Source organism: Streptomyces sp. NPDC029296 (genome assembly GCF_055569255.1).
Genome location: NZ_JBVHXT010000013.1, coordinates 1 through 23293 on the forward strand (window position 1 = coordinate 1; position 23293 = coordinate 23293).

Here is a 23293-nt window from a genome sequence, read left to right on the forward strand (position 1 = left end):
CACCGCCATCGTTACGAGGTCAACAACGCCTACCGTGCGGAGCTGGAGAAGAAGGCGGGCATCGTCTTCTCCGGTACCTCTCCGGACGGCAAGCTCGTGGAGTACGTGGAGTATCCGCGTGACGTCCATCCGTATCTGGTCGCCACCCAGGCCCACCCCGAACTGCGGTCCCGGCCGACCCGCCCGCACCCGCTCTTCGCCGGCCTGGTCAAGGCCGCGGTCGAACACCACACCGGCCGCGGCCGACGCCAGGGCAGTCCGTACGGGGCGGGAGTCGTCCGGTGAGGGCCACGTGAGGCGACAAATGGCTCGACACCGGTAGCGGTGATCGGGGACGCTTCGCGCGATGACCAGAACCGATGACATGCCGTCCGCATGGGACGAGCGCACCCAGCTCACCACGTTCCTCGACTACGCACGTGACACCGCCCGCGCCAAGTGCGCGGGCATCTCCGAGGAGAACGCGCGCAAGGCGCTTCTGCCGGGCTCGCCGCTGATGACCGTGAGCGGATTGATCAACCACCTCCGCTGGGTCGAGTACTACTGGTTCCAAGTGGTCTTCCTCGGCGAGGAGGACCGGGGCCCCTGGACCGAGGAGGACCCCGACCGCGAGATGCGCATCGCCGTGGACTTCCCGCTCACGCGGTTGCTCGACGAATACGACGGGCAGTGCGCCCGCTACCGCGAGCTGGTCGCCGGGCACGCCCTGGACGAGCGGGCCGCGCGATCCGTCCGCGACGGCCTCCACGTCGACCTGCGCTGGATCCTCCTCCACCTCGTGGAGGAGACGGCCCGCCACAACGGCCACCTGGACATCCTGCGCGAGATGCTCGACGGCACGACGGGCGACTAGATCCGGCGGGGATCGCGGGCGGAGCCGGAGTCGGACATCGGATCCTGCGGGGCAGGGCGGGGCGAGCGGGGAGGCCGGCGGGGCGCCGCGAGGACGTCCCGGAGCACGTCCTCGAGCGTGACGCGGGCCAGCTCGTGCCGCAGGGTCGCCTCGATGCCCTCGTAGATGCCCCGCATCGCCGGCTGGATGCCGTGACCCACCACGCACCCCTGGTCAGGGGCGGCGCGGTGCATCGCGAACAGCGGGCCGGGCTCCACCGCCTCGTACACGTCGAGCAGGGTCATCGACCCCAGCTCGCGCGCCAGCGACCAGCCCGCGCCCACGCCCCGCCGGGACTCCACGAGCCCGGCCCTGCGCAACTCGCCGAGCAGCCGTCTGATCACCACGGGGTTGGTGTTCGCGCTGGTCGCGATCTGCTCGGAGGTGGCGACCTCGTGGCCCTGGCGCTGGTAGAGACCGATCCACGCCAGGGCGTGGGTGGCAATAGTCAACCTGCTGTTGGCACTCATGAACGCCCCCTGTCGGCCGCAACACCTCATGTTACGACGGACCAGTCGTAACTATGATGGTTGCAACCGCCTGTCGTAACAATTAGTGTTGCGACTGTCGGAAAGGCCGATCAACGAGGTGGGAAGAATGAGCAAGCCACTCACGGGCAAGGTCGCCCTGGTCACCGGGGGGTCGCGGGGGCTGGGAGCCGCGACCGTGCGACTGCTGGCCGAGCAGGGCGCCGACGTCGCCTTCACCTATGTCAGCTCCGAGAAGCAGGCACAGGCCGTCGTCGACGAGGTGCGCGCCAAGGGAGTGAAGGCCGTCGCCTTCCGGTCCGACCAGGCGGACACGAGCCGGGCGTCGGTGCTGATCGACGACGTGGTCGCGCACTTCGGCGGCCTGGACATCCTCGTCAACAACGCGGCGATCTCGGTGGAGCAGGGCCGTACGGTGGACGACCCGGACGCCGACACCGCCGCACTGGACCGGATGCACGCCACCAACTACCTCGGCGTGATCGCCGTCATCCGGGCCGCGTCCCGGGTGCTGCGCGCGGGCGGCCGCATCGTCACGGTGAGTTCCGGACTGGGGTCCCGGGTCGGTGCCCCGGGCCTGGCCGACTACGCGGCGACCAAGTCGGGGATCGAGAGGTACACCATGGGGGTCGCACGGGACCTCGGCCCCCGGGACATCACGGCCAACGTCGTGGAGGCCGGACTGATGGAGGGCGGCATGGACGGGCCGGGCCCCGAGACCCTCAAGGCCCTGCTCGGCTCGCTGTCCCTGCAGCGCATGGGCCGCCCCGAGGAGATCGCCGCGGCGATCGCCTTTCTGGCGAGCCCCGCCGCGTCGTACGTCACGGGCGCGGTGCTGGCCGCCCACGGTGGCTACACCGCCTGAACCGGAACCGTACCGGGTGGCCGGTGACGGCTTCCTGGAGCTGCCGGGCCTGGGACGGCTCGGACTTGAAGGGGCTCCCGCCGTGTTCGGGCAGCAGGATCGCGGTCGAGGTGGCCCCCGAGCAGGCGAGGTTGAGGCGACGGGCCCCGGCCGGGGAGGGCGCGGAATTGACCTCGGCGCTGTCGGAGCGGTTGCAGCCGTTGTCGTAGGACGCGCCGTACACCCGGTGCTCGTCCGTCGCGCCGGTGGCCGGGTCGAAGGCCCGGTCGGTGCCGGAGTAGCCGTCGCCGTCGCCGTCGTTGCTGTTGCCCGACCAGCGGCCCGCCTCGCCGGAGATGAAGCTGTCGCCCAGAGACACCACCCACGGCGCCTCGGCGGCCTTGCTCCGCGCGTGCACGGTGCCGGCCTGCGTGAGGCCGGCACCGCACAGGGCGGCCACGGCGGTGGTCGCGACCACGAGGCGCCGCCGGCCTCGTACCCAAGAAGTCCTCATGCCGTCCTGGCTTGCCACGGCGCACACGGGATATGGGCCGACGGCCCGCAACCCCTCCAATGAGTTCGGCCCGGCGGGCGGTTGACGCCGGCCGCCCGGGGGCCCGCCGTACACCCGGTGCTCGGCCGCCGCGCGCGGCTCAGGCGTACGGATCGAAGGGGATGCCGGACGGCTTCGCCGAGGACAGGTGGGAGGCGAAACTCGCGTCCTTCAGGCCGAAGTTGGCGCTGCCGAAGTCGTACGCGCTGAGCTTGTCGCGGACGCCCGCCGGGTAGCCGTTCCAGCCGACCAGCGTCGGGTACTGCCAGGTCCCCTTGTGGTTCTCCGGCGGTTCGTCGTTCGCGGTGCCCAGCCGGAAGCAGTGGGTGCCGATGCCGTCCTTGTGGTAGACGACCTTGGCGTGGGTGCCCTCGAAGCGGACCTCGGAGCGCGGATGCACGGTGAACGAGCCGTGGTTGGAGGTCGACACGTACTGCACCGTGCCGTTCTGGACCCACACCACGACGTGCTCCCAGTCGTGCCGGTGCCCGCCGATGCTGGTGCCGGCCAGCGCCTGGTCCTTCTCGAAGTACAGCCCGTACATGTACGCGCACCAGCCGCCGTTGCACTTGGCCCGCGCGTAGCCGTTGGTGTTGTCCAGGTCGGAGGCGTCCCGGCAGTTTCCGTTGACGGCGCCGGTCGGGTTGAGGCCGCTGTTGACCGTTCCGTCGGCACTGATGGCCGGCGTGGGGTAGCAGCCGTCGGTGTCGTAGTCGAAGGCGGGCTGGTAGGCGGATTCGGCCGCGTCGGCGTTGCCCGCCAGGGCCGGGGGCGGGGCGGCGAAGGCGGTGGCGGGGAAGGCGACGACCAGGGCGATGGCCCCGGTGACCGTGGCGAGCCATCTCCTGCGGCGCGGCGCGGACTTGTTCGACGACACTGCGTCCTCCTCATGGGCGCAGCCCAACGGCTGTGGGGGGCAGGGGAGTTCAGGATGCCGTCGTTCCCCTGCCGTGCCAAGAGGCACAGGAGACGCGTGGGTTAAGGGTGGCCCAACAGCGGCTCTGGGCCACCAGGGGTGCCCGGCGGGGCAAGGGCCGTTCGGCGGCGAGGAGCGGGCCCTGCGGCGCACGCGTGTGTGAGGCGGCGTCTTCCGTGGGACTCGCCGGGTGCGGGCGGTGCGACCCGCCGTACGTCCCGGCCGGACCGTGGCGTACCACCCTGAGGGAGGACGGTGCCGAAGTGACCGGGAGCAGCGCTACGACAGCGGGGTGCGGCACGTGAAACGCGGCAAGCGGTACGCCGTCGCCGCCTCTGGACAGTGGACCGACGAGGAGGACGGCCGCCGCAGGCTGTCCGCCGGCGAGGTCCACGCCTGGGAGCCGGGCCGGAACGAGACCGTGTGCGGGCTGTCTCTCAGCCGCTCGCGGCTCGCGCGCTTCCCGCACGTCGGCTGGGCCGACACCTTCCCCGAATCCGGCGGCGCGGCCGACCGGGTGCGGCGGGTGTGCCCCCGCTGCGCCTCCGTGGCCGGACGCCGGGGCAGTGACGCGCGACCACGCTGGCACCGCGTCCGCCCGCGACCGTGACACCGCGCCGACGGCTCCGCCGCCGCGAGGAGTCGGGCCGCCGCGAAGACGCCAGGCCGTCGCCAGGTCGCCAGGCCGGGGATCACCTTCCTCGGCCACCCCGGATACCCGGACGCGGCCCGTCGCGACGCCGGACGACGCCGTACGGGCTCGGCGGCGTCGGACATCGCGCGGAGCCACCGCGGTACCCGGGACGGCGGAGACCGGCCCGGGGCGGCTCAGCCGCGGGCGGTCCCCGGCAACCGAAGGAGGCCGCATGAACGCCCTCGCGTACTCCGGCGCCGCCCGGCGCCGCCCCACCGGACGAGGTGTCGGCACGAGGCTGCTCGGTATCTATCTGAACGACCATCTCGCCGGCGCCACCGCCGGCACCGAACGGGCCGCCCGCCTGGCGCGTACCGCCCGCGGTTCCGCGCTCGGCCGTGCGATCGAGCCCGTGGCGGCCGGGATCGCCGAGGACCGGACGGCGCTGCTGGACATCATGCGGGACCTCGGCGTTCCCGTGCGCCGGTACAAGGTGTGCGCGGGCCGGGCGGCCGAGTGGCTGGGACGGCTGAAGCCCAACGGCCACCTGGTGCGCCCCTCGCCGCTCGGCACCGTACTGGACCTGGAAGCCCTGCGGCTGGGGGTGGAGGGGAAGACGGCCTGCTGGCAGACCCTGCGTCGGCTCGGCGCGGCCGACGAGCGCCTGGACCCCGCCCGCCTCTCCACCCTGCTCGAACGAGCCCGGGAGCAGCGGGACACGATCGAGGAGTGGCGCGTCCGCCGGGCCGGGGAAGCACTGCGGTGGACGGATTCCCCCTCGGCGCGGTGATCGAGCGGGGCCCGGCCGTGCGGGGCGCCCGGCAGCACGGTCGGCGCCGCGGCCCCCTGGGCACCGCCTCGCCCGCCTGACGCGCCGGGGGCGCACCGGGCGTGCTCGTCTGTGACGTCGAGCCCTCCGAGGAGCAGCCCTGCTTAGTAATGAGCCTGGTGGGAAGTCGGAGGTGCACAGCCCCCCACCGGCGGTCCGGAGGGGTGGGTCGTCCCCGGGTGAGGCAGTCAGCGTCCGCCCGTCACCTTAGGAGTGCCGTGACCGTTCGCATCGGAGTGGAAGAGGAATTCCACATCGTCGAGGTGGAGACGGGCCTGCTCGCGCCGCGAGCCGACGTGATGCTGGAAAAGCTCCCCGCAGACACCTTCACGAACGAACTGCAGCAGGCGACCGTCGAGACGAACAGCGGTGTGCACGAGTCTCTCGCCGGCCTCTACGACGATGTGATCAGTGCCAGACGCAGGCTCGATGCCGCGGCGAGCGCACACGGGCTGGCCGTGGTGGCCGCCGGCACCGTGCCGCTGGCCCGCACGCAGGACACCCGTCCGACCGCCGGGCCCCGCTATCGCCACATGGTCGACGAGTACCGCATGATCGCCGACGAGCAGCTGATCTGCGGAACCCACGTCCACGTCGACGTGCCCGACCGCGACCTGGCCGTGCGCCTCATGTGCGAGGTGTCCCCGTGGCTGCACATCCTGCTGGCCCTGTCCGCCAGCTCCCCCTTCTGGCTGGGCGCCGACACCGGCTACGCCAGCTGGCGGACCATGGTGTGGCAGCGCTGGCCCACCGCGGGCCCGCCGGGATGCTTCGCCGACGCCGCCGAGTACGACGCGGCCGTGCGGTGCCTGATCGACTCGGGCGTCATCAGCGACGCGGGGATGATCTACCACGACATCCGGCCGTCCGCCCACCAGCGGACCCTCGAACTGCGCATCTGCGACGCCTGCCCCCGGCCGGAGACGGTCGTGCTGGTCGCCGGGCTCTACCGCGCCCTGGTGACCGAGGCCCGCGAGCGGCTGGAGGCATCGGACGCGCCCGCCTGCGACGGGCGGCACGAGTGGCTGCGCGCCGCTTCCTGGCGGGCCGCGCGGTCGGGTCTGGAAGGCGTCCTGATCGATCCCGAGACCCGGCACGAGGCACCCGCGGCCCAGGTCGTACGGCGCCTGCTGCAACGGGTGCGCCCGGCGCTGGAGGCGGCCGGGGACTGGCCGACGGTCCGGGACCTCGCGGAGCGGGCCCTCGCGGCCGGCAGCGCCGCCCACCGCATGCGCCGCACCGCCGAAGAGGACGACCTGCTCGCCTGCACCGATCTGGCGATCGCGGAGACCCGGGGCGACGACCGCCCGCGCCGGCGGCCCGCCGCTCCCGCCCGGCACCTCGGCTCCCCGGGGCGGCCCGTCGCCCACCCGTCCGGGGCCGGCCGCTGAGCACGCGCCCCATCCCGTACCCACCCACAGAGCGAAGGAGAAGCACCACCGTGTCGACCAGTCCCGGCCACATACCGGCGGGCAGCCCGCCGCGCACCTCGTCGCCGTGCACCCTGTGCGCCCCGTACCCGCGGCAGGGAGGTCGTTCCCGATGTGCGGCCTGAGCGGAGAGATGCGCTTCGACGGCACGCGTCCCGACCTGGCGGCCGTCGAGCGGATGAACGACCGGCTCGCCGCGCGCGGGCCCGACGGGGAGGGGGTGTGGGCTCGGGACGCCATCGCGCTGGGACACCGCCGGCTGAAGATCATCGACCTCTCGGAGCGCGGGGCGCAGCCCCTGACCGACACCGAGCAGGAGATCACCGGCGTCTTCAACGGGTGCGTCTACAACTACCAGGAGCTGCGCGCGGAGCTGACGGCCCTCGGCCACCGGTTCCGGTCCACCTCGGACACCGAGGTCGTCCTCGCGGCCTACCGGCAGTGGGGCACCGCCTGCGTCGACCGCTTCCACGGCATGTTCGCCTTCGCCCTCGTCGAGCACCGGACCGGCCGTCTGGTCCTCGGCCGCGACCGGCTCGGCATCAAGCCCCTGTACCTGGCGCAGACCCCGGGGCGGCTGCGCTTCGCCTCCTCGCTGCCCGCCCTGCTCGCGGCCGGCGGGGTGGACACCTCGCTCGACCCGGCAGCCGTGCACCAGTACCTCAGCTGGCACGCGACCGTGGCCGCCCCGCGGACCGTGCTCGCGGGGGTGCGCAAGCTCCCCCCGGCCACCGTGCGGGTCGTCGAGCCGGACGGCACCTACCAGGAGCACCGCTACTGGCAGCCGTCGTACACGCGCCGCCCCGAGCACGCCGGCATGGGCGCCGCCGAGTGGCGGGACGCGGTGCTGGAGGCGCTGCGCACCGCCGTACGGCGCCGGATGGTCGCCGACGTCCCGGTCGGTGTCCTGCTCTCCGGAGGACTGGACTCCAGCCTGATCGTGGCCCTGCTGGCCGACGAGGGGCAGCGGGACCTGGCGACGTTCAGCGTGGGCTTCGAGGCGGAGGGCGGCGACGAAGGGGACGAGTTCCGCTACTCCGACCTGGTGGCCCGGGAGTTCGCCACCGACCACCAGCAGTTGGTGGTTCCCTCGCAGCGTGTGTCCTCCGCCCTGGACGCGGCGGTCGCGGCGATGAGCGAGCCCATGATGAGCCACGACGTGGTCGCCTTCCACCTGCTGTCCGAGGAGGTGTCCAAGAACGTCAAGGTCGTCCAGAGCGGGCAGGGCGCCGACGAGGTCTTCGCCGGCTACCACTGGTACCCGCAACTGGCGTCCGCGGCCCGCGAAGAGGAGCCGCGGCGGTATGCCGAGACGTACTTCGACCGGCCGCACGCCGACCTCGCCACGATGCTGCAACCGGACATGCTGCCGCCGGACGACGTCTCCGGCCGGTTCGTCCGGGAGCACATGGCCGCGCCGGGGGCACAGACGGCTCTCGACGCCGCCCTGCGCCTCGACACCCACGTCATGCTGGTGGACGACCCGGTCAAGCGGGTCGACAACATGACGATGGACTGGGGCCTGGAGGCCCGTGTGCCGTTCCTGGACCACGAACTGGTCGAGCTGGCGGCCGCGTGCCCGCCGGAGCTGAAGCTGGCCGACGGCGGCAAGGGCGTCCTCAAGGAGGCCGGCCGCAAGCTGCTGCCCCGCGAGGTGGTCGACCGGCCCAAGGGCTACTTCCCGGTCCCGGCGATCACCCACATGGCCGGACCCGTCCTGGACCGGGTCCGCGAGGCGCTGGGCGCCCCCGAGGCGAAGCGGCGCGGCCTCTTCCGGGAGTCCTACGTCGCCGAACTCCTCGCGGCCCCCGACCGACACCGCACCAAGCGCGGAGCGAACGCACTGTGGCAAGTGGCTTTGCTGGAGATATGGCTGCAGACGCACGGAATCTGACCGGGGAGCCGCTCGTGGTACGGCCGCCCGGCGCCGGCCCGGCCGGAGCCGGGCGGCCCTCCGCCGCCCACCCGCAGCGGACCGTCCCCCCGCCCCCGTCGGCCACGGGCGGCCGTACCGACGCCTTCGCCGCACCCGCCCGCGTCCCGCTGCCGAACGCCTCCGGGCCGCGCGAGGCGACGACGCGGCTCATCGCGCACGGCTGCTGGTACCCCTCGGCCGACCCGTCCGGCACCCGCGTCGCCTTCATCTGCGACCGGGGCGGTGTGCCACAGCTCTGGACGGGCCCCGCCGACGGCGAGGCCGCGCACCTGCTCGACGACGGACCGGACCCCGTGACGGAGGTGTCCTGGTCGCCCGACGGCCGCTGGATCGCCTACACCGTGGCCCCCGGCGGCGGTGAGCACACACGGGTGCTGTGCGTCCGCCCCGACGGCGGCGACCGGCACATCCTCGCCGGAGCCGAGCCGGGCAGCTCCGCCCACCTGGGCTGCTGGGCGTACGACGGGTCGGCGATCGCGGTCACCGTCGCCGTCCCCACCGCCGTACCCGCCCCGGACGCCACGGCGGAGGCCGGTGCGCCCGGTCCCGGACCGGCCGACGGCCACCTGCCGCCCCCCTGGCGGGGCCGGACGGGCGACACCAGGCTCCTCGGCCCGGCACCCCACACGGCCCCCGGCCCCGGACTGCCGTCACCGGTGCTCACGCTGGGCACGACGGCGATCGGCGCCCCGGGCGGCGGGACCGCCCCGGCAGCCGGGTTCGGCGACGGACTGTCGGCGTACCTCGTCGACCCCGACGGTGTCGCGGCCCCCGTGCTGCTCGCCGTCGAGAAGGACGCGGCGACGCTCCGCGTGTGCGATCTCAGCCGGGACGGCGCGCTCGCGCTGCTGCGCCGGGGACCCCGCGGCCGGCGCGAGGCCGTCGTCCTGCGCACCGCCGACCTGGCGACGACGTGTGTGATGCCGGTGGCCGACGGGGATCCGTGGATCGGCGGCTTCTCGCCCCGCGCGGACACCCTCTGGCTGCGCAGCAACGCCCACCGGGAGTTCGCGGTCCTGCTCGCCGCCGGGCTCGACCCGGAAGGACGCCCGCGCGGCTGGTCGGTCGCCGCCTCGCGGGAGAACAGCGACCTGGAACTGCTGCGGTGCGCCCGCGACGGCAGGTCCGCCGTGCTCGCCTGGAACGTCCGGGGCATGAGCGAGGTGGAGGTCCTGGAGACGGGCCCGGCCGGCCGGCCGGGGGCGGACACCGGCCCGCCCGGCCCGCCCGGGCGGGACCGGGACGCGAGCGCCCGGCCCGGGGCGGGCACGGGCCCGTCCCGGCCCGTGTCCCTGCCGCACGAGGTGGTCACCCGCATCACCGGCGCCGGCCCCCGGCTGCTGCTGGCGCTGTCCGGTTCCCGCCGCCGCCCCGGCATCTGGTGGCTGCCCGACGGCGCGACCCCGGTGCGCACCCCGTGGTCGTCCCGCGACGAGGACGCCGTCCCCCCGGGCCGTCCGCCCGTGCGGCCGGTCCCCCTGCGCCCCACGGCCCGGGACGGGCTGGCGCTGAACGGCTGGTACTACCGCGCGCCGGGCCGCGCCCCCGGCGAACCGGCGCCCTGCGTCATCCACCTGCACGGCGGTCCCGAGGACCAGGAGCGCCCGGTCCTCGACCCGCTGTACCACGAGATCCTCGGGCGAGGAATCGACGTGTTCGCACCCGACGTCCGCGGATCCTCCGGACACGGCAGGTCGTTCGTCGACGCGGACCTGGGAAGGGGGCGGTTCGCCGCGATCGACGACGTGGCGGACTGCGCCGCCCACGCCGTGCTGGCGGGCCCGGCGGATCCCGCCCGGCTGGCGGTGATGGGGCGCTCGTACGGCGGCTACCTCACCTTCGCCTCCCTGGTCTGGCACCCGGAGCTCTTCCGCACCGGGGTCGCGGTGTGCGGCATGTCGGACCTCGCGACGTTCTTCGAGGGCACCGAGCCCTGGATCGCGCAGTCGGCGGCCCACAAGTACGGCCACCCCGAGCGCGACCGCGAACTGCTGCGGGCGCTGTCGCCGATGAGGCGCATCGACGCACTGCGGGCACCGGTGCTCGCCGTGCACGGGGAGTACGACACGAACGTGCCGCCGGGGGAGTCGGAGCAGTTCGTACGGGCGGCGCGCGAACGCGGTGTCCCCGCCGAACTGCTCACCCTGCTCGACGAAGGACACGAGTTCCTCCGCGCCGACAACCGCCGGCTCTTCCGCCGCGCCGCCGCCGACTGGCTGGAGCGGCACCTGAGCACCTGATCACCGGGGGACGCGGGCCCTGGCCCACGGGCGGACGCGCCGCATCCCGCGGGACGGTGAAAAGGCGGTGCACGACCCTATTGACCGACCGGACGGTATGCCATTCTTCGGGGCAGGACCAGACGGGCGGCAGCCACCGCACGGACCCGGCGGCCCGCCGTGAGCCGTCGGGGAGCCGCGGGCGCGCCGCCGCCGAGCCGACTCCGGGGGATGACCGCGATGCACCAGGCCTTGAGGACAGCGACGGCGCTCCGCCCCGGCCCGGCGGTCGTGCCCCGGCCGGGGCCGCCACGGACGCGCTCACTGATCGACGCCGACGCGGCCGGTGTGCTGCACCGCGCCGCCCGGGCGCTCCTGGACGATCTGGCGGGTCTCACCGATCGCCTGCTCACGGTGCTCCGGGAGCAGGAGCCGGCCTACCGGACGGCGCTCAGGACCGACCCGCACAGCACCCGGCAGGAGGCGCACCGCTCGCTGCGGCACAGCGTGACCTCGCTGATCGACCCGCGTGGCACCCAGGAGGCGGCCCGTCGGTGCTCCTGGAAGATCGGTGCCGCCCGCGCCGAACAGGGCCTGCCCCTGGACGCGTTGCTGCACGCGTTCCGGATCGGCGGGTCGTTGGTGTGGCAGGGCCTGGTGGAGGAGACCGCCCGGACGGCACCCGAGGACGTCCGGCTGCTCGTGCACGTCGCGGCCGATGTGTGGAACTTCGTCGACGAACACTGCACCCTCGTGGCCGACGCCTACCGGCAGGTGGAGAGACAGATGACGTGGCAGCGCGAGAACCGGGTCCGGCTGCTGGCCGCCGCGCTGCTGGACGGCACCAGCCGCATCGCCGACCTGCCCGAGGCGGCCGAGGCGCTCCGCCTGCCCGAGCACGGGCGGTACGTGGTGGTCGCGGTCGCCGGCGGGCGGCCCCCCGGACCGGCCGGCCCGCGCGCCGCGCTGCCGGAGCCACCGCGCGCCCACTGGCACACCGGCGCCGACGTGGACTACGGCATCCTGCTCACCGAGGACGGCGAACTCCCCGGCCCGGTGGCGCCGCCCCGGCCGGGCGCCCGGGTCGGGATGGGCAACGTGGTCGACGGTCTCGCGGCCGTCGGTGACGCCCGGGCCCAGGCCGACCTGGCGCTGAGCCTGTGTCCCGCCGAGGGCGGCACCGTCCGGCTGGCGGAGCAACTGCCCGCCGCGATGGTGGTGGCCGCCCCGGAACTCGCCGCGTCGCTCACCGAGCGGGTCCTCGGACCGCTGGCCCGTCTCGAACCGGCCGACGCGGACGTGCTGGTGGAGACCCTGGCCACCTGGCTGGCCTGCGACGGCTCGGCCCAGCGGGCCGGGCAGCGCCTCTACTGCCACCGCAACACCGTCCTCAACCGGCTGCGCCGCTACGAACAGCTCACCGGGCGCTCGCTGTCCCGGCCGTCCGACGTGGTGGAGATCAGCCTCGCCCTCACCGCCCGCCGGCTCCCGCCGCGCTGACCCGGTGAACGGGGCGGCCGTGATGCCGTAGCCCGTAGCCCGTAGCCATGGCCGAAGGGTCGTGGCGAGGACGCCCGGCGTCCACCGCAGGCCGTTCCGCGACCGGTTCCCGGGGGCGGGGCGTGCGCTCTCCGCAGCCGGACCGCGCCGGCACCCCCCTCCGCCGCGGGGCCGGACCCGTCTCCACCGCGGACCGGCCCGACGGCTGTGCCGGTCCGCGTCCGCGCGCCCCGTTCCCGCCCTGCCCACGCGCCGCCCCTTCCGCCGGGCCCGCGCCCTCCCCGGGAAACCCCCCCGCTGGGCCCGCGCACAGGTCCGTGCCGCCCGTACTGGGCCGGCGCACCGAGCGGACCGGGACGCCTGTACCGCTGATCGCGGCATGTGCTGTCGTGAGTGCCCCCGTATCCCGCAGCCCCCGTGCCCCACCCGCACGGACCCGAGGAGCCGCGATGCCCGCAACACCCTTGGACGACCGGCCGGCCCTGACCGTGGAGCACCTCGACGTGACCTACGGACGTGCCGTGTCGGCCCTGCGCGCCGTGTCCCTGACCGTGCCGCCCGGCGAGGTGGTGGCCCTGCTCGGCGCCAACGGAGCCGGCAAGTCCACCCTGCTGCGCGCGGTGTCCGGCACCCTGCGGCTGCACCGGGGCGCCGTCACGGCGGGCCGCATCGCCTACGGGGACACCGTGCTGGACGGACGCGACCCCGTCGCGGCGGTCCGCGCCGGTGTCGTGCAAGTCCCCGAGGGCAGGCGGGTGTTCGCGAACCTCACGGTGGACGAGAACCTGCGCAGCGGCGGCCTCGGCCTCGGCCGGCGGACCCCGGACCGGCAACGGCAGGCGAGGGACAGGGTGTTCGCGCTCTTCCCCCGGCTGGCCGAACGCCGTCGGCAGGCGGCCGGGCTGCTCTCCGGCGGCGAGCAGCAGATGCTCGCCATGGGCCGTGCCCTGATGGCCGCCCCGCGCCTGCTCCTGCTCGACGAACCCTCGCTGGGACTCGCCCCGTTGATGGCCGAGCGGATCACCGAGGTGATCCGGGAGATCAACACCCAGGGCACCGGCGTGCTGCTGGTCGAGCAGAACGCCGGGATGGCCCTGTCGCTGGCCGATCACGCCCACGTCCTCGACGTCGGCGAGGTACGCCTGTCCGGCCCCGCCGCCGAACTCGCCCGCACCGACGCGGTCCGCCGCCTCTACCTGGGCGAGGAAGCCGGCACCCCCGGACGGGGGGCCGCGTGAACACCCCCCGGCTCCCGCCCGGCCCCGAAGGCACCCCGCCGGCAACCCACGGCACCCCGCCGGCCGGTCACGCCGTCCCGCCCCTCCACGTCCGAGACGTCACCGTCCGCTTCGCCGGCCTCACCGCCCTGGACGGCGTCTCCCTGACCGTGGCCCCCGGTACCGTGCACGCCCTCATCGGGCCCAACGGCGCCGGGAAGTCGACCTTCTTCAACGTCCTGTCCGGGCTCTGCCGGCCCTCCTCCGGCACCGTCCACCTCGGCGGCACCGACCTCACCCGGCTCGCCCCGCACCGCATCGCCGCCCTCGGGATGGCCCGCACCTTCCAGAACATCGTGACCACCGAGGGCACCGTCGCCGACAACCTGATGGTCGGCCGCCACGCGCTGACCCGCGCCGGGTTCGCCGCCGGGGCGCTGCGCCTGCCGCACGCCGTGCGCGAGCAGCGCGAGCACCTGGAGAAGGTCCGGGAGATCGCCGAACTCACCGGTCTCGGTCCCCACTTCGACCGGCCGGTGGCGTTGCTGCCGTACGGCGACCGCAAGCGCGTCGAACTCGCCCGCGCGCTCTGCCTGGAGCCCCGGGTGCTGCTCCTGGACGAACCGGTGGCCGGCATGAACGCGGAGGAGCGGGCCCGGACCGCCGAGGTCGTCACCGGGGTCCGCGTCCGGCTCGGCCTGTCCGTGCTGCTGGTCGAACACGACATGGGCCTGGTGATGCGCCTCGCCGACGAGGTCACCGTGCTCGACTTCGGCCGCCTCATCGCCCAGGGCACCCCCGACGAGGTCCGCGCCCACCCGGAGGTGCTGCGCGCCTACCTCGGTACCGCGGGCGAACGGGAGGACGCCGCGTGAACGCCTTCCTCACCAGCCTCCTCAACGGCCTGTCCCTGGGCGCCGTGCACGCCCTGGTCGCCCTCGGCTTCGTGGTCATCTTCAAGGCCTCCGGCGTGCTCAACTTCTCCCACGGCTCCCTGCTGCTGCTCGGCGGCTACCTCACCGCCGTCTGGCACCCCCACCTCGGCTTCGCCGGCGCCCTCGCCGCGGCGGTGCTGGTCACCGCGTCGGTCGCGGGAGCCGTCGACCGGCTCCTGCTGCAACGCGGCGGCGCCGACCCGCACGCCGCCCACGTGCGGACCATCGTGACCATCGGCGTGGACGTGCTGCTGCTCACCGACCTGTCCCGCCGGATCGGCGGCGACCTGCTGCCGCTCGGCGACCCCTGGGCGGACTCGGTCACCCAAATCGGCCCGGTCACCGTCGCCGACAGCCGGATCGCCGCGATCGTGGTCTCCTGCCTGGTCATCGGCGCGGTGTTCGCCGCCTTCCGGTACAGCGCCTGGGGGCTGTCCCTGCGCGCCGCCGCCGAGGACGCCGAGGCGGCCGCCCTCATGGGCATCCGGCTCTCCCGGGTGCGCACCGGCGCCTGGTGCCTCGCGGGCGCCCTGGCCGCACTGGCCGCCGTGTTCCTCGCCGCGTTCCCCGCCCCCGGCCTGGAGCGCACCACCGGCCAGATCGCGCTGGCCGCGTTCCCCGCCGCGATCCTCGGCGGTCTCGCCTCACCCGTCGGCGCCCTCGCCGGCAGCCTCCTGATCGGGCTCACCGAGGCGTTCGCCGCCGGCTACCAGTCCGACCTGCACGTGCTCGGCGACGGATTCGGCGACGTGGCGCCGTACGCCGTGATGGTCGTCGTCCTGATCGTCCGGCCCCAGGGCCTGTTCGGCGCGAAGGGTGCCGCCCGTGTCTGATCTCCTCGCGCGCCGCGCCCGCCGGCCCCTCACACTCCTCCTGGCGGCCCTGCTGCTGTGCGCGCCGCCGTTCTACCTCGACGTGTTCTGGCTGCGCATCGGCCTGTTCGCGATGGCGGCCGCGATCGGCGCCGTCGGACTGGGCCTGCTCGCCGGCACCGCCGGCCAACTCTCCCTCGGCCACTCCTTCTTCCTCGCGATCGGCGCGTACGGCTACACCTGGCTGGCCGGCGAGGAGCCGGGCGCCGGACTGCCCACCGCGCTCGCCCTGGTCGCGGCGGTCCTGCTGGCCGGGGTGGCCGGCGGACTGTTCAGCCCCGTCGCCGGCCGGGTGCGCGGCGTCTACCTGGGCGTCGCCACGCTCGCCCTGGTCTTCCTCGGCCACCACATCCTGGTCAGCGCCGAGCCGGTCACCGGAGGCTTCAACGGCCTCTCCGTGCCGCCGCTCTCGGTCGGGTCCTTCACCTTCGCCGCGAGCGAGTCCGGACTCGTCGTGCTGGGCGTACCGTTCGGCACCGAGGAACGCCTGTGGTACCTGGGCCTGGCCCTGTTCGCGTTCACCTGGTTCACCGCGCGCGGTCTGCTGCGCTCCCGGGCCGGCCGCGCCCTGAAGGCGCTGCGCGACAGCGAGACCGCCGCCGCCGTCATGGGCATACCGGTGGCCCGCTACCGGGCCGGGGCGTTCGTCACGTCCTCCCTGTACGCGGGCCTGGCCGGTGCCCTGCTGGCACTCGCCTTCCGCCGGGTCGTCCCGGACTACTTCGGGCTCGCCCTGTCCGTCGACTACCTCGCGATGATCGTGGTCGGCGGCCTCGGCTCGGTGGCCGGCGCCACCGCCGGAGCGGTCTTCGTCACCGCGCTGCCCCTGCTGCTGACCCGGTACGCCGACCGGCTCCCGCTCGTCGCCGCGCCCGGCTCGGCCGGTGATGCCCTCGGCCCCACCGAGGCGTCCCGCTACCTCTACGGCGCCGCCGTCGTCCTCGTCCTGCTCTTCGCCCCGGACGGTCTGAGCGGACTCCTGCGCCGGCTCACCGCCCGGATCCGGGGCCGCCGCCCGGCCGAAGGCCGAACGCCCACCGCAACCGTCGTACGAACCAAGGAGCACACCCCGTGAACTCCAGAAACCGCATCACCCGGGCCGCCCTCGCGGTGTCCCTGGCCCTGCTCGTCGCGGCCACCGGCTGCAGCTCCAAGGCGAAGAGCGGCGACGGTGGCGACACGAGCGGCGACGGTGTGCGCACCGGGCCCGGCGTCACCGCCGACACCATCAGACTCGGCGCCCTCACCGACCTGACGGGCCCCTACGCCACCCTCGGCAAGAGCATCGTGCAGGCCCAGCAGCTGTGGGCCGACCAGGTCAACGCCCGGGGCGGGATCTGCCACCGGAAGATCGAGATCGTGGTCAAGGACCATGGCTACGACGTCCAGAAGGCCGTCACCGCCTACGCCGACCTTTCCCCCGACGTCGTCGCCCTGCCCCAGGTCATCGGCTCCCCCGTGGTCGCCGCCCTCCTCGACGACATCGAACGGGACCGGATCCTCACCTTCCCGCAGGCCTGGTCCGCCTCCCTGCTCGGCAAGGACGCCGTGCAGGTCCTCGGCACCACGTACGACGTCGACACGCTCGCCGCCGTCGACTACCTCACCCGCACCAAGGACATCGGGAAGGGCGACAAGATCGGCCACGTCTACTTCGAGGGGGACTACGGCGACAACGCGCTGGAAGGTTCGACCTGGGCGGCGGAGCAGGCCGGGATCACGGTCGTCGGCCAGAAGATCCAGGCCACCGACACCGACCTGTCCGCGCAGGTCGCCGCCCTCGCCAAGGCCGGAGTCAAGGCCGTCCTGATCAGCGCCGGACCCGCCCAGACCGCCTCCCTGGCCGGCGTCGCCGCCGCGAGCGGCCTCAAGGTCCCGGTGGTCACCAGCGCGCCGGGCTACGCCCCGCAGCTGCTGAAGACCCAGGCCGCGCCCGCCCTGGCCGCGACGCTCAGCATCGTCAGCGCCGCCCCGGCGGTCGGCTCCGAGCTGCCCGGCGTCAGGAAGATGGTCGCCGCCTACAAGAAGAAGTACCCGGACTCCGCCGTCGACTCCGGTGTGCTCTCCGGCTACAACGCGGCCCAGCTCATGGGCGAGGACCTGAAGAAGGCGTGCGCGGCCGGCAGCCTGGCCCGTGCCGACGTGATCAAGGCGCACCGTTCGCAGACCGACGTGGACACCGGTCTCGGCACCCCGCAGAACTTCTCCGACCCCTCCCGCCCGGCCAGCCTGTCGACCTACGTCCTCAGGCCGGACACGAAGGCGCTCGGCGGAACGGTCGGAGTCGAGGACGCGCACCGGACCCCGGGCGTCGAGGACTACCTGAAGCAGCGTTCCTGACCGTCACGGACGCCGCCGGCCCGCCGGCCGCCGCTCAGGAGGAGGCCCGGCGGCGGTTCAGGGCGGTGACGGCGCCCAACGCCACGCCGACCGCGATGACGATCAGCCCGCGCGTCCAGACCTCGGCCTCGACGCGCGTGGCGAGCGCCACGCAGGAGATCGCTCCCAGCACGGGGACGGCGGTGTACGCCCGGAAGTGGGGATGCGCGGAGCGGTCGCGCCGCAGGACCAGGACGGCGGTGTTGACGAGGAAGAACACCACGAGGAGCAGCAGCACGAGGGTGGAGGCGAGGCTCGCCACGTCCCCGGTGAGCGCCAGCAGGAAGGACAGGGCGGTCGTGACCGCGATCGAGGCCCACGGTGTGCGGCGCCCGGGAAGCACCCGGGTCAGGAAGCGGGGGAGGAGGCCGTCCCGTGCCATGCCGTAGGCCAGACGGGAACTCATGATGCCGGTGAGCAGCGCGCCGTTGGCGACGGCGACGAGGGCGACGGCGCTGAACAGCTTCGGCGGCACTCCGCCCGCCTCCTTCACCACCTCCAGCAGCGGGCCGCTGGAGCGGGCCAGGGTGGCCGTGGGGACGGCGGCCGAGGCGACGATTCCGACGAGGACGTAGACGGCACCCGCCGTCACCAGGGCGCCGAAGAGGGCGCGGGGATACGAGCGGCGCGGGTCGCGGGTCTCCTCGGCGACGTTGACGGAGGTCTCGAAGCCGACGAAGGAGTAGTACGCGAGGACCGTCCCGCCCAGGACGCCGGCGGCGGCCCCCTTGTCGGCGGTGCCGAGACGCACGAGCCTGCCGGGGTCGCCGTCGCCCCGCAGGAACAGCCAGGCGCCGAGGCCGACGACGAGGAGCAGACCGCCCACCTCGACGATCGTCGCCGCGACGTTGGCGCGGGTGGATTCGCTGATGCCCCGGGCGTTCAGGAGGGCCAGGGCGCACAGGAAGACGGCAGCCACCAGTACGACGGGCAGGCTGACGAAGGCGGTCAGGTAGTCGCCGGCGAAACCCCGCGCCAGCGCGGCGACGGACACGATGCCCGCGGCGAGCATGCAGAACCCGGCGAGGAAGCCGGTGAACGGCCCGTAGGCGAGGGTCGTGTAGTGGGAGGCGCCGCCCGCCCTCGGGTACTTCGTGGCGAGTTCCGCGTACGAGGCGGCCGTCAGGAGCGACAGCAGCAGGGCGAGGAGCAGGGGCACCCACACGGCGCCGCCGGACTCCGCGGCGATCTGGCCGACGAGGACGTAGACACCGGCGCCCAGCACGTCGCCGAGGATGAAGAAGTAGAGCAGGGGGGTCGTCAGCGCCTTCTTGAGCGCGGAGGTCTCGTCCTGCGGCGAGTCGTCTGTTGTCGAAGGGGAGGGAGTTCGCACCCCTGCCGCCTACCCCCTGTGGCGGGGCCGCAGACGGAACCGATGTGACGTGCGCTGAACGGCCGATCGGCGCCGCCACCTGCGACGGCGCCGGACCGTCCCGCTCACCCGTTACGAGTCGGCGGCCGCCGTGGCCCGGGCGAGCCGCGAGGAGGACCGCTCACCGGCCGGCACGGCTGGGGCGTGCCGGCCGACCGCGAGGGCGACATGGACCGCTCCGGCCCAGACCAGGGCGGAACCGCACAGGTGCAGGACGACTGCCACCGAGGGCAGGGAGGTCAGCGACTGGAACACGCCGACAGCCCCCTGCGCCGCGAAGACGGCCAGGAACACGCCGGTGCGCCCGCGGGCCGGGGAGCCGGCGGGCAGAGCGGCGAACAGCAGGCCGCCCACGACGAGGCACCCGGCGGCGATCACACCGTGCACGACGGTGACGCCCGCCCAGTCGAACGGCATCCGGCGCACGTCGGAGGAGTCGCCCGCATGGGGCCCGGAACCGGTGACCGCGGTGCCCGCGACGAGCAGGACGGCCGTCCCGGCCAGCAGCAGCCGGCTCAGGGTGACGGCACGCCGCGGCGCGGCCGCCGGCGCGGAGACCTCGTGCTCCAGCCGCCGCACGCGTACCCAGGTGACCGTCGCCGTGGCCAGCAACAGCGCGGCGGCGAGGAAGTGGGCGGCGACGACGTACGGGCTGAGCCGCAGCCACACCGTGACGCCGCCGACGACGGCGTTGAGGACGACGACCCAGAACTGGGCCCATGCCCAGCGCAGTACCGGGCGCGAGGGTTCACGCTGCAGCCGCGCGGCGAGGATGAGCCAGCCGACCACCGCGCACAGGGCACCGGTCAGCAGCCTGTTGCCGAACTCGATCGCACCGTGCACGCCCATCTCGGCCGTGGGCGCCAGGCTCCGGCCGGTGCAGGAGGGCCACTCGGGGCAGCCGAGCCCCGACCCCGTGACCCGCACGACCCCACCGGTGACGATGATCACGACGGCTGCCGCCACCGACGCCACCGCGGCCGCGCGCAGACTGCGCGGCCCCCAGGTGCAGCGGCCGGCTAACCAGGACAGCGGTGTCCCCACCATGACTCCTCGCTGACGAAGTGCTCCCCTTCGGCCACCCTAGCCGGGGCTCCGGCGCCCTCGGCGCCCGCCCCTCCGTCCGGCCGGGCACTCTCGTACAACCATCCGTGCGTGGAGGGACTCGCGGCGTGTTCCGGCGGGCCTAGCGTCGGGGCGGTGACATCCGTGGAGACGGTGGGCGGGAGACGGCGATGAGGTTGAACGATCAGGCGGACGTGGCGGTCGTCGGGCCGGGGGCCGGCGGCGGGTACGTCGCGGGCGCGCCGGCCGGGGCCGGGCCGGACGTGGCCGGGGCCGAGGCGGGGCGTCCGTGCCGGGCGGGCGGGGGCGGTGGGACGCCGACGGCCGCGGGCGGACGGCTCCGGCACATGATCCGCACCGGCCCCGCCCTCCACCCGACGGCCGGCACGGCCCCGGGAGCCCTCCGTTGAGCCGGACCGCGACCCCCGGCACGGCCCCGGCCGCCCGGCGCCGGCGCACCATGACGGGCCGTGACCCCGCGGAGCCCCACCGGTCCGCCACCCCGCTGGAGCTCTTCTTCGACCTGTGCTTCGTCGTCGCCGTGGCACAGGCGTCACACAGCCTGCACGCGGCGCTGGCCCACGGCGACTACGCCTCCGGCACCCTGCGTTTCCTGCTGGTCTTCTTCACCCTCTGGTGGGCCTGGATGAACTTCACCTGGTTCGCCTCCGCGTACGACCCCGACGACACCCCCTACCGGCTGACGGTGCTGGTGCAGATCGCGGGCTCCCTCATCCTCGCCGCCGGTGTCGGCCCCGCCTTCGAGAAGGGTGATCTGCTGGTCGTCACGCTCGGGTACGTGGTGCTGCGCACCGCGCTGGCCACGCTGTGGCTGCGCGCCGGGCTGGCCGCCCCCGCCCGCCGGCGGACGGCGTTCCGCTTCGCCGCCGGGGTGACGGTGTGCCAGGTCGGCTGGGTCGCCCTGCTCTTCCTCCCGGCACAGGCCCGGCTGCCGGGAATCATCGCGCTGATCCTGGCGGAGGTCCTGGTGCCCGTGTGGGCGCAGTCCGCGGGCATGACCCCGTGGCATCCGCGGCACATAGCCGAGCGCTACGAACTGTTCACCCTCATCGTGCTCGGCGAGTCCGTAGCGTCCGCCACCGTCGCCGTGCGAGGGGGCTTCGACCGGCACCACGCCACGGGTGCGCTGTACGCGTTGGCGGCGGGCGGCCTGCTGATGGCCTTCGCCCTGTGGTGGCTGTACTTCACCCGGCCCGCGCACGCCCTGCTGGCCACCACGCACCAGGTGCACCGCAAGCGCTTCGTCTGGGCCTACGGGCACTACCTGATCTTCGCTTCGGCCACCGCGGAGGGGGCGGGGCTGGCCGCCTACGCCGATCACCTCACCCGGGGCGACGGCACACCGCCGGCGGGAGTGGCCCTCGTGGTCACCGTCCCGGCGGCCGTCTTCCTGACCGCCGTATGGGCCGTGCACCTGCGACCCCACCAGCGACGGGCCGTGGAATCCGTCCCGTTCGTCGCTGCCGCGAGCGGCGTTTCGCTGGCCGCCTGGTCCCCGGCGCCCGCCCTCGCCGCCGGTGCCGTCCTGGCATGCCTCGTCGCGGTGGCCACCGCACGACGGTGAGGGGCGGGTCAGCGACCGCTGTCGATGAGTCCGGTGATGGCGCCGTCGATGTCCAGATGGACGCCTTCGGCCCCGGCGGGCACCAGGGTGAAGGTCCGCCGGAGAAACGCGGCCACTTCCCGGACGGCCAGCTCGACCAGCGCCATGCCGGCGGAATTGCTCAGGACGATGCAAAGGGAGCCCGGTTGGCGGGCGCCTCCGGGAATCACCAGCACATCGCCCGGACCGGTCGGGCGTCTCAGCCCCTCGGAGAGAAGTTCACGGGCGAAGAACCAGGTCACGGGGCGGCTGGTCGACGAGCCGAGGGAAAGCCGGACGGCATAGGGGTCGGTGATCCCGTAATGCAACCGGGCCGGCAACGGCACCGGCGGCCCCTTCACGACGCTGACGTGTGCCGTCACGTCGCACGTGACCGTGCTGACCCGCTGATGCATGGTGGCCCCCGAACGAGCGCAGAAGTGGAATGTCCTCCCACGACCCTAGGATCCGGCGGCCGGAGGACCTTGCCGGAGAACGCACGGGGATTTGCCGGGGAAAGCACTGCCGTCCGGCTGCGCGGGTGACCGCTGCGCCCGCGGGCAAGGAGTGGTGCACTGCGCGGCAACCCGAGCGGCGGCGCCCGGCCTAGCGTGACCGGATTCCCTGACACTCCTCCGGAAACGAGAGACCGACGCATGCCGTTCATCACCGTGGGCCACGAGAATTCCACCGCCATCGACCTCTACTACGAGGACCACGGGACCGGTCAGCCGGTCGTCCTCATCCACGGTTTCCCGCTCGACGGCCACTCCTGGGAGCGGCAGACCGCCGTGCTGCTGGAGGCCGGCTACCGGGTGATCACGTACGACCGTCGCGGGTTCGGGCAGTCCGGCCAGACGACGACCGGGTACGACTACGACACGTTCGCGGCCGATCTGAACATCGTGATGGAGACCCTCGACCTGCGGGACGCCGTACTCGTCGGGTTCTCGATGGGCACGGGCGAGGTCGCCCGGTACGTGGCCGCCTACGGCTCCGCCCGGGTCGCCAAGGTCGCCTTCCTGGCCTCGCTGGAGCCCTGCCTGCTCAAGAGCGACGACAACCCCGACGGGGTGGCGCCGAAGGAGTTCTTCGACGGTGTCGTCGCGGCCGTCCGGGCGGACCGCTACGCGTACTACACCGGCTTCTTCCAGGACTTCTACAACCTCGACGAGAACCTCGGCACGAGGATCAGCGAGGAGGCCGTGCGCAACAGCTGGAACGTCGCCGCGGGCGGCGGCTTCTTCGCGGCGGCGGCCGCGCCCGCCACCTGGTACACCGACTTCCGGGCCGACATCCCCGCCATCGACGTGCCGGCGCTGATCCTGCACGGAACGCGTGACCGGATCCTCCCCGCCGAGGGGACCGCGCGCCCCTTCCACAAGGCGCTTCCCACCGCCGACTACGTGGAGATCGAGGGCGCCCCGCACGGCCTGCTGTGGACCCACGCCGAGGAGGTCAACGCGGCTCTCCTCGCCTTCCTGCGCAAGTGATCCGGCACCGGGGGGGGGGGGGGGGGGGGGGGGGGGGGGGGGGGGGGGGGGGGGGGGGGGGGGGGGGGGGGGGGGGGGGGGGGGGCGAGGAGGAAAGCAGAAAAAAAGGGGGGGAG

At 74.1% G+C, this 23293-nt stretch carries 21 protein-coding genes and 1 pseudogene; 16 read left to right on the forward strand and 6 right to left on the reverse strand.

The genetic code is table 11. The features are described from left to right. A partial coding sequence (locus tag ACZ4W9_RS13480) for a glutamine amidotransferase-related protein (RefSeq protein WP_467935331.1) occupies positions 1-285 on the forward strand: 285 nt, incomplete at its 5' end. A gap of 61 nt (positions 286-346) precedes the next feature. Next, complete coding sequence (locus ACZ4W9_RS13485) at positions 347-853, forward strand: DinB family protein (RefSeq protein WP_467935332.1); 507 nt, start codon at positions 347-349, stop codon at positions 851-853. Positions 854-930: 77 nt separating this feature from the next. Here the strand turns inward: ACZ4W9_RS13485 and ACZ4W9_RS13490 are convergent. Continuing rightward, positions 931-1362 (reverse strand): annotated as a pseudogene (locus tag ACZ4W9_RS13490) (Rrf2 family transcriptional regulator); the annotation flags it as partial. 127 nt (positions 1363-1489) lie between these two features. Here ACZ4W9_RS13490 and ACZ4W9_RS13495 point away from each other — a divergent pair. Further along, on the forward strand, positions 1490-2245 hold the full coding sequence (locus ACZ4W9_RS13495; protein WP_467935334.1) for an SDR family NAD(P)-dependent oxidoreductase: 756 nt from the start codon (positions 1490-1492) through the stop codon (positions 2243-2245). Here ACZ4W9_RS13495 and ACZ4W9_RS13500 read toward each other — a convergent pair. After that, a complete protein-coding gene (locus ACZ4W9_RS13500; protein WP_467935335.1) occupies positions 2202-2738 on the reverse strand; it encodes a hypothetical protein in 537 nt (178 codons plus the stop codon). The genes ACZ4W9_RS13495 and ACZ4W9_RS13500 overlap by 44 nt on opposite strands. Positions 2739-2877: 139 nt before the next feature. Beyond that, positions 2878-3654, reverse strand: a complete 777-nt coding sequence (locus tag ACZ4W9_RS13505; protein ID WP_467935336.1) for an NPP1 family protein — start codon at positions 3652-3654, stop codon at positions 2878-2880. A 340-nt stretch (positions 3655-3994) separates the two neighbouring features. Between ACZ4W9_RS13505 and ACZ4W9_RS13510 the strand changes: the two genes are divergently transcribed. The 11 genes from ACZ4W9_RS13510 (at position 3995) to ACZ4W9_RS13560 (ending at position 17605) form a co-directional block, all read left to right on the forward strand. Then, positions 3995-4303 carry a hypothetical protein gene (locus ACZ4W9_RS13510; RefSeq protein WP_467935338.1) on the forward strand — a complete coding sequence of 103 codons (309 nt, stop codon included), beginning with the start codon at positions 3995-3997 and terminating at the stop codon, positions 4301-4303. 256 nt (positions 4304-4559) lie between these two features. Further along, positions 4560-5117 (forward strand): hypothetical protein, encoded by a 558-nt coding sequence (locus ACZ4W9_RS13515; protein WP_467935339.1) that lies wholly within the window; start codon positions 4560-4562, stop codon positions 5115-5117. 257 nt (positions 5118-5374) lie between these two features. Further along, complete coding sequence (locus tag ACZ4W9_RS13520) at positions 5375-6547, forward strand: carboxylate-amine ligase (protein ID WP_467935340.1); 1173 nt, start codon at positions 5375-5377, stop codon at positions 6545-6547. 151 nt (positions 6548-6698) lie between these two features. Further along, the gene (locus ACZ4W9_RS13525; RefSeq protein WP_467935342.1) at positions 6699-8480 is read left to right on the forward strand and encodes an N-acetylglutaminylglutamine amidotransferase; all 1782 of its coding nucleotides are present in this window, start codon (positions 6699-6701) and stop codon (positions 8478-8480) included. Then, the gene (locus tag ACZ4W9_RS13530) at positions 8456-10762 is read left to right on the forward strand and encodes a S9 family peptidase (RefSeq protein WP_467935343.1); all 2307 of its coding nucleotides are present in this window, start codon (positions 8456-8458) and stop codon (positions 10760-10762) included. The genes ACZ4W9_RS13525 and ACZ4W9_RS13530 overlap by 25 nt, the downstream gene beginning before the upstream one ends. A 219-nt stretch (positions 10763-10981) precedes the next feature. After that, positions 10982-12241: a PucR family transcriptional regulator gene (locus ACZ4W9_RS13535; protein WP_467935544.1), complete on the forward strand. Its 1260-nt coding sequence runs from the start codon at positions 10982-10984 to the stop codon at positions 12239-12241. A 449-nt stretch (positions 12242-12690) separates the two neighbouring features. Further along, entirely contained in the window at positions 12691-13479 is a 789-nt protein-coding gene (locus ACZ4W9_RS13540) for an ABC transporter ATP-binding protein (RefSeq protein WP_467935344.1), read from the forward strand. After that, entirely contained in the window at positions 13476-14333 is an 858-nt protein-coding gene (locus ACZ4W9_RS13545; RefSeq protein WP_467935345.1) for an ABC transporter ATP-binding protein, read from the forward strand. The genes ACZ4W9_RS13540 and ACZ4W9_RS13545 overlap by 4 nt, the downstream gene beginning before the upstream one ends. Beyond that, on the forward strand, positions 14330-15226 hold the full coding sequence (locus ACZ4W9_RS13550; protein ID WP_467935346.1) for a branched-chain amino acid ABC transporter permease: 897 nt from the start codon (positions 14330-14332) through the stop codon (positions 15224-15226). The genes ACZ4W9_RS13545 and ACZ4W9_RS13550 overlap by 4 nt, the downstream gene beginning before the upstream one ends. Beyond that, positions 15219-16340 (forward strand): branched-chain amino acid ABC transporter permease, encoded by a 1122-nt coding sequence (locus ACZ4W9_RS13555; RefSeq protein WP_467935348.1) that lies wholly within the window; start codon positions 15219-15221, stop codon positions 16338-16340. Before ACZ4W9_RS13550 ends, ACZ4W9_RS13555 begins: the two co-directional genes overlap by 8 nt. Then, positions 16337-17605 carry an ABC transporter substrate-binding protein gene (locus ACZ4W9_RS13560; RefSeq protein ID WP_467935349.1) on the forward strand — a complete coding sequence of 423 codons (1269 nt, stop codon included), beginning with the start codon at positions 16337-16339 and terminating at the stop codon, positions 17603-17605. Before ACZ4W9_RS13555 ends, ACZ4W9_RS13560 begins: the two co-directional genes overlap by 4 nt. Before the next feature lie 34 nt (positions 17606-17639). On the opposite strand, the gene ACZ4W9_RS13565 is transcribed toward ACZ4W9_RS13560, so the two are convergent. Beyond that, the gene (locus tag ACZ4W9_RS13565; RefSeq protein WP_467935350.1) at positions 17640-18977 is read right to left on the reverse strand and encodes an APC family permease; all 1338 of its coding nucleotides are present in this window, start codon (positions 18975-18977) and stop codon (positions 17640-17642) included. A gap of 111 nt (positions 18978-19088) precedes the next feature. Beyond that, entirely contained in the window at positions 19089-20063 is a 975-nt protein-coding gene (locus tag ACZ4W9_RS13570) for a COX15/CtaA family protein (RefSeq protein WP_467935352.1), read from the reverse strand. 424 nt (positions 20064-20487) lie between these two features. On the opposite strand from ACZ4W9_RS13570, the gene ACZ4W9_RS13575 reads away from it, so the two are divergent. Further along, positions 20488-21666, forward strand: a complete 1179-nt coding sequence (locus tag ACZ4W9_RS13575) for a low temperature requirement protein A (protein ID WP_467935353.1) — start codon at positions 20488-20490, stop codon at positions 21664-21666. Between the two features lie 8 nt (positions 21667-21674). Here the strand turns inward: ACZ4W9_RS13575 and ACZ4W9_RS13580 are convergent, their stop codons facing one another. Further along, complete coding sequence (locus ACZ4W9_RS13580; RefSeq protein WP_467935354.1) at positions 21675-22100, reverse strand: SsgA family sporulation/cell division regulator; 426 nt, start codon at positions 22098-22100, stop codon at positions 21675-21677. A gap of 240 nt (positions 22101-22340) precedes the next feature. Between ACZ4W9_RS13580 and ACZ4W9_RS13585 the strand changes: the two genes are divergently transcribed. Further along, positions 22341-23177 carry an alpha/beta fold hydrolase gene (locus tag ACZ4W9_RS13585; RefSeq protein ID WP_467935356.1) on the forward strand — a complete coding sequence of 279 codons (837 nt, stop codon included), beginning with the start codon at positions 22341-22343 and terminating at the stop codon, positions 23175-23177. The last annotated feature ends 116 nt before the right edge of the window (positions 23178-23293 follow it).

Coding starts and splice junctions, on each gene's coding strand:
- ACZ4W9_RS13580 (WP_467935354.1), bottom strand. CDS start 22,100: ATGCATCAGCGGGTCAGCACGGTCACGTGCGACGTGACGGCACACGTC.
- ACZ4W9_RS13540 (WP_467935344.1), top strand. CDS start 12,691: ATGCCCGCAACACCCTTGGACGACCGGCCGGCCCTGACCGTGGAGCAC.
- ACZ4W9_RS13585 (WP_467935356.1), top strand. CDS start 22,341: ATGCCGTTCATCACCGTGGGCCACGAGAATTCCACCGCCATCGACCTC.
- ACZ4W9_RS13525 (WP_467935342.1), top strand. CDS start 6,699: ATGTGCGGCCTGAGCGGAGAGATGCGCTTCGACGGCACGCGTCCCGAC.
- ACZ4W9_RS13515 (WP_467935339.1), top strand. CDS start 4,560: ATGAACGCCCTCGCGTACTCCGGCGCCGCCCGGCGCCGCCCCACCGGA.
- ACZ4W9_RS13485 (WP_467935332.1), top strand. CDS start 347: ATGACCAGAACCGATGACATGCCGTCCGCATGGGACGAGCGCACCCAG.
- ACZ4W9_RS13530 (WP_467935343.1), top strand. CDS start 8,456: ATGGCTGCAGACGCACGGAATCTGACCGGGGAGCCGCTCGTGGTACGG.
- ACZ4W9_RS13500 (WP_467935335.1), bottom strand. CDS start 2,738: ATGAGGACTTCTTGGGTACGAGGCCGGCGGCGCCTCGTGGTCGCGACC.
- ACZ4W9_RS13495 (WP_467935334.1), top strand. CDS start 1,490: ATGAGCAAGCCACTCACGGGCAAGGTCGCCCTGGTCACCGGGGGGTCG.
- ACZ4W9_RS13535 (WP_467935544.1), top strand. CDS start 10,982: ATGCACCAGGCCTTGAGGACAGCGACGGCGCTCCGCCCCGGCCCGGCG.
- ACZ4W9_RS13570 (WP_467935352.1), bottom strand. CDS start 20,063: ATGGTGGGGACACCGCTGTCCTGGTTAGCCGGCCGCTGCACCTGGGGG.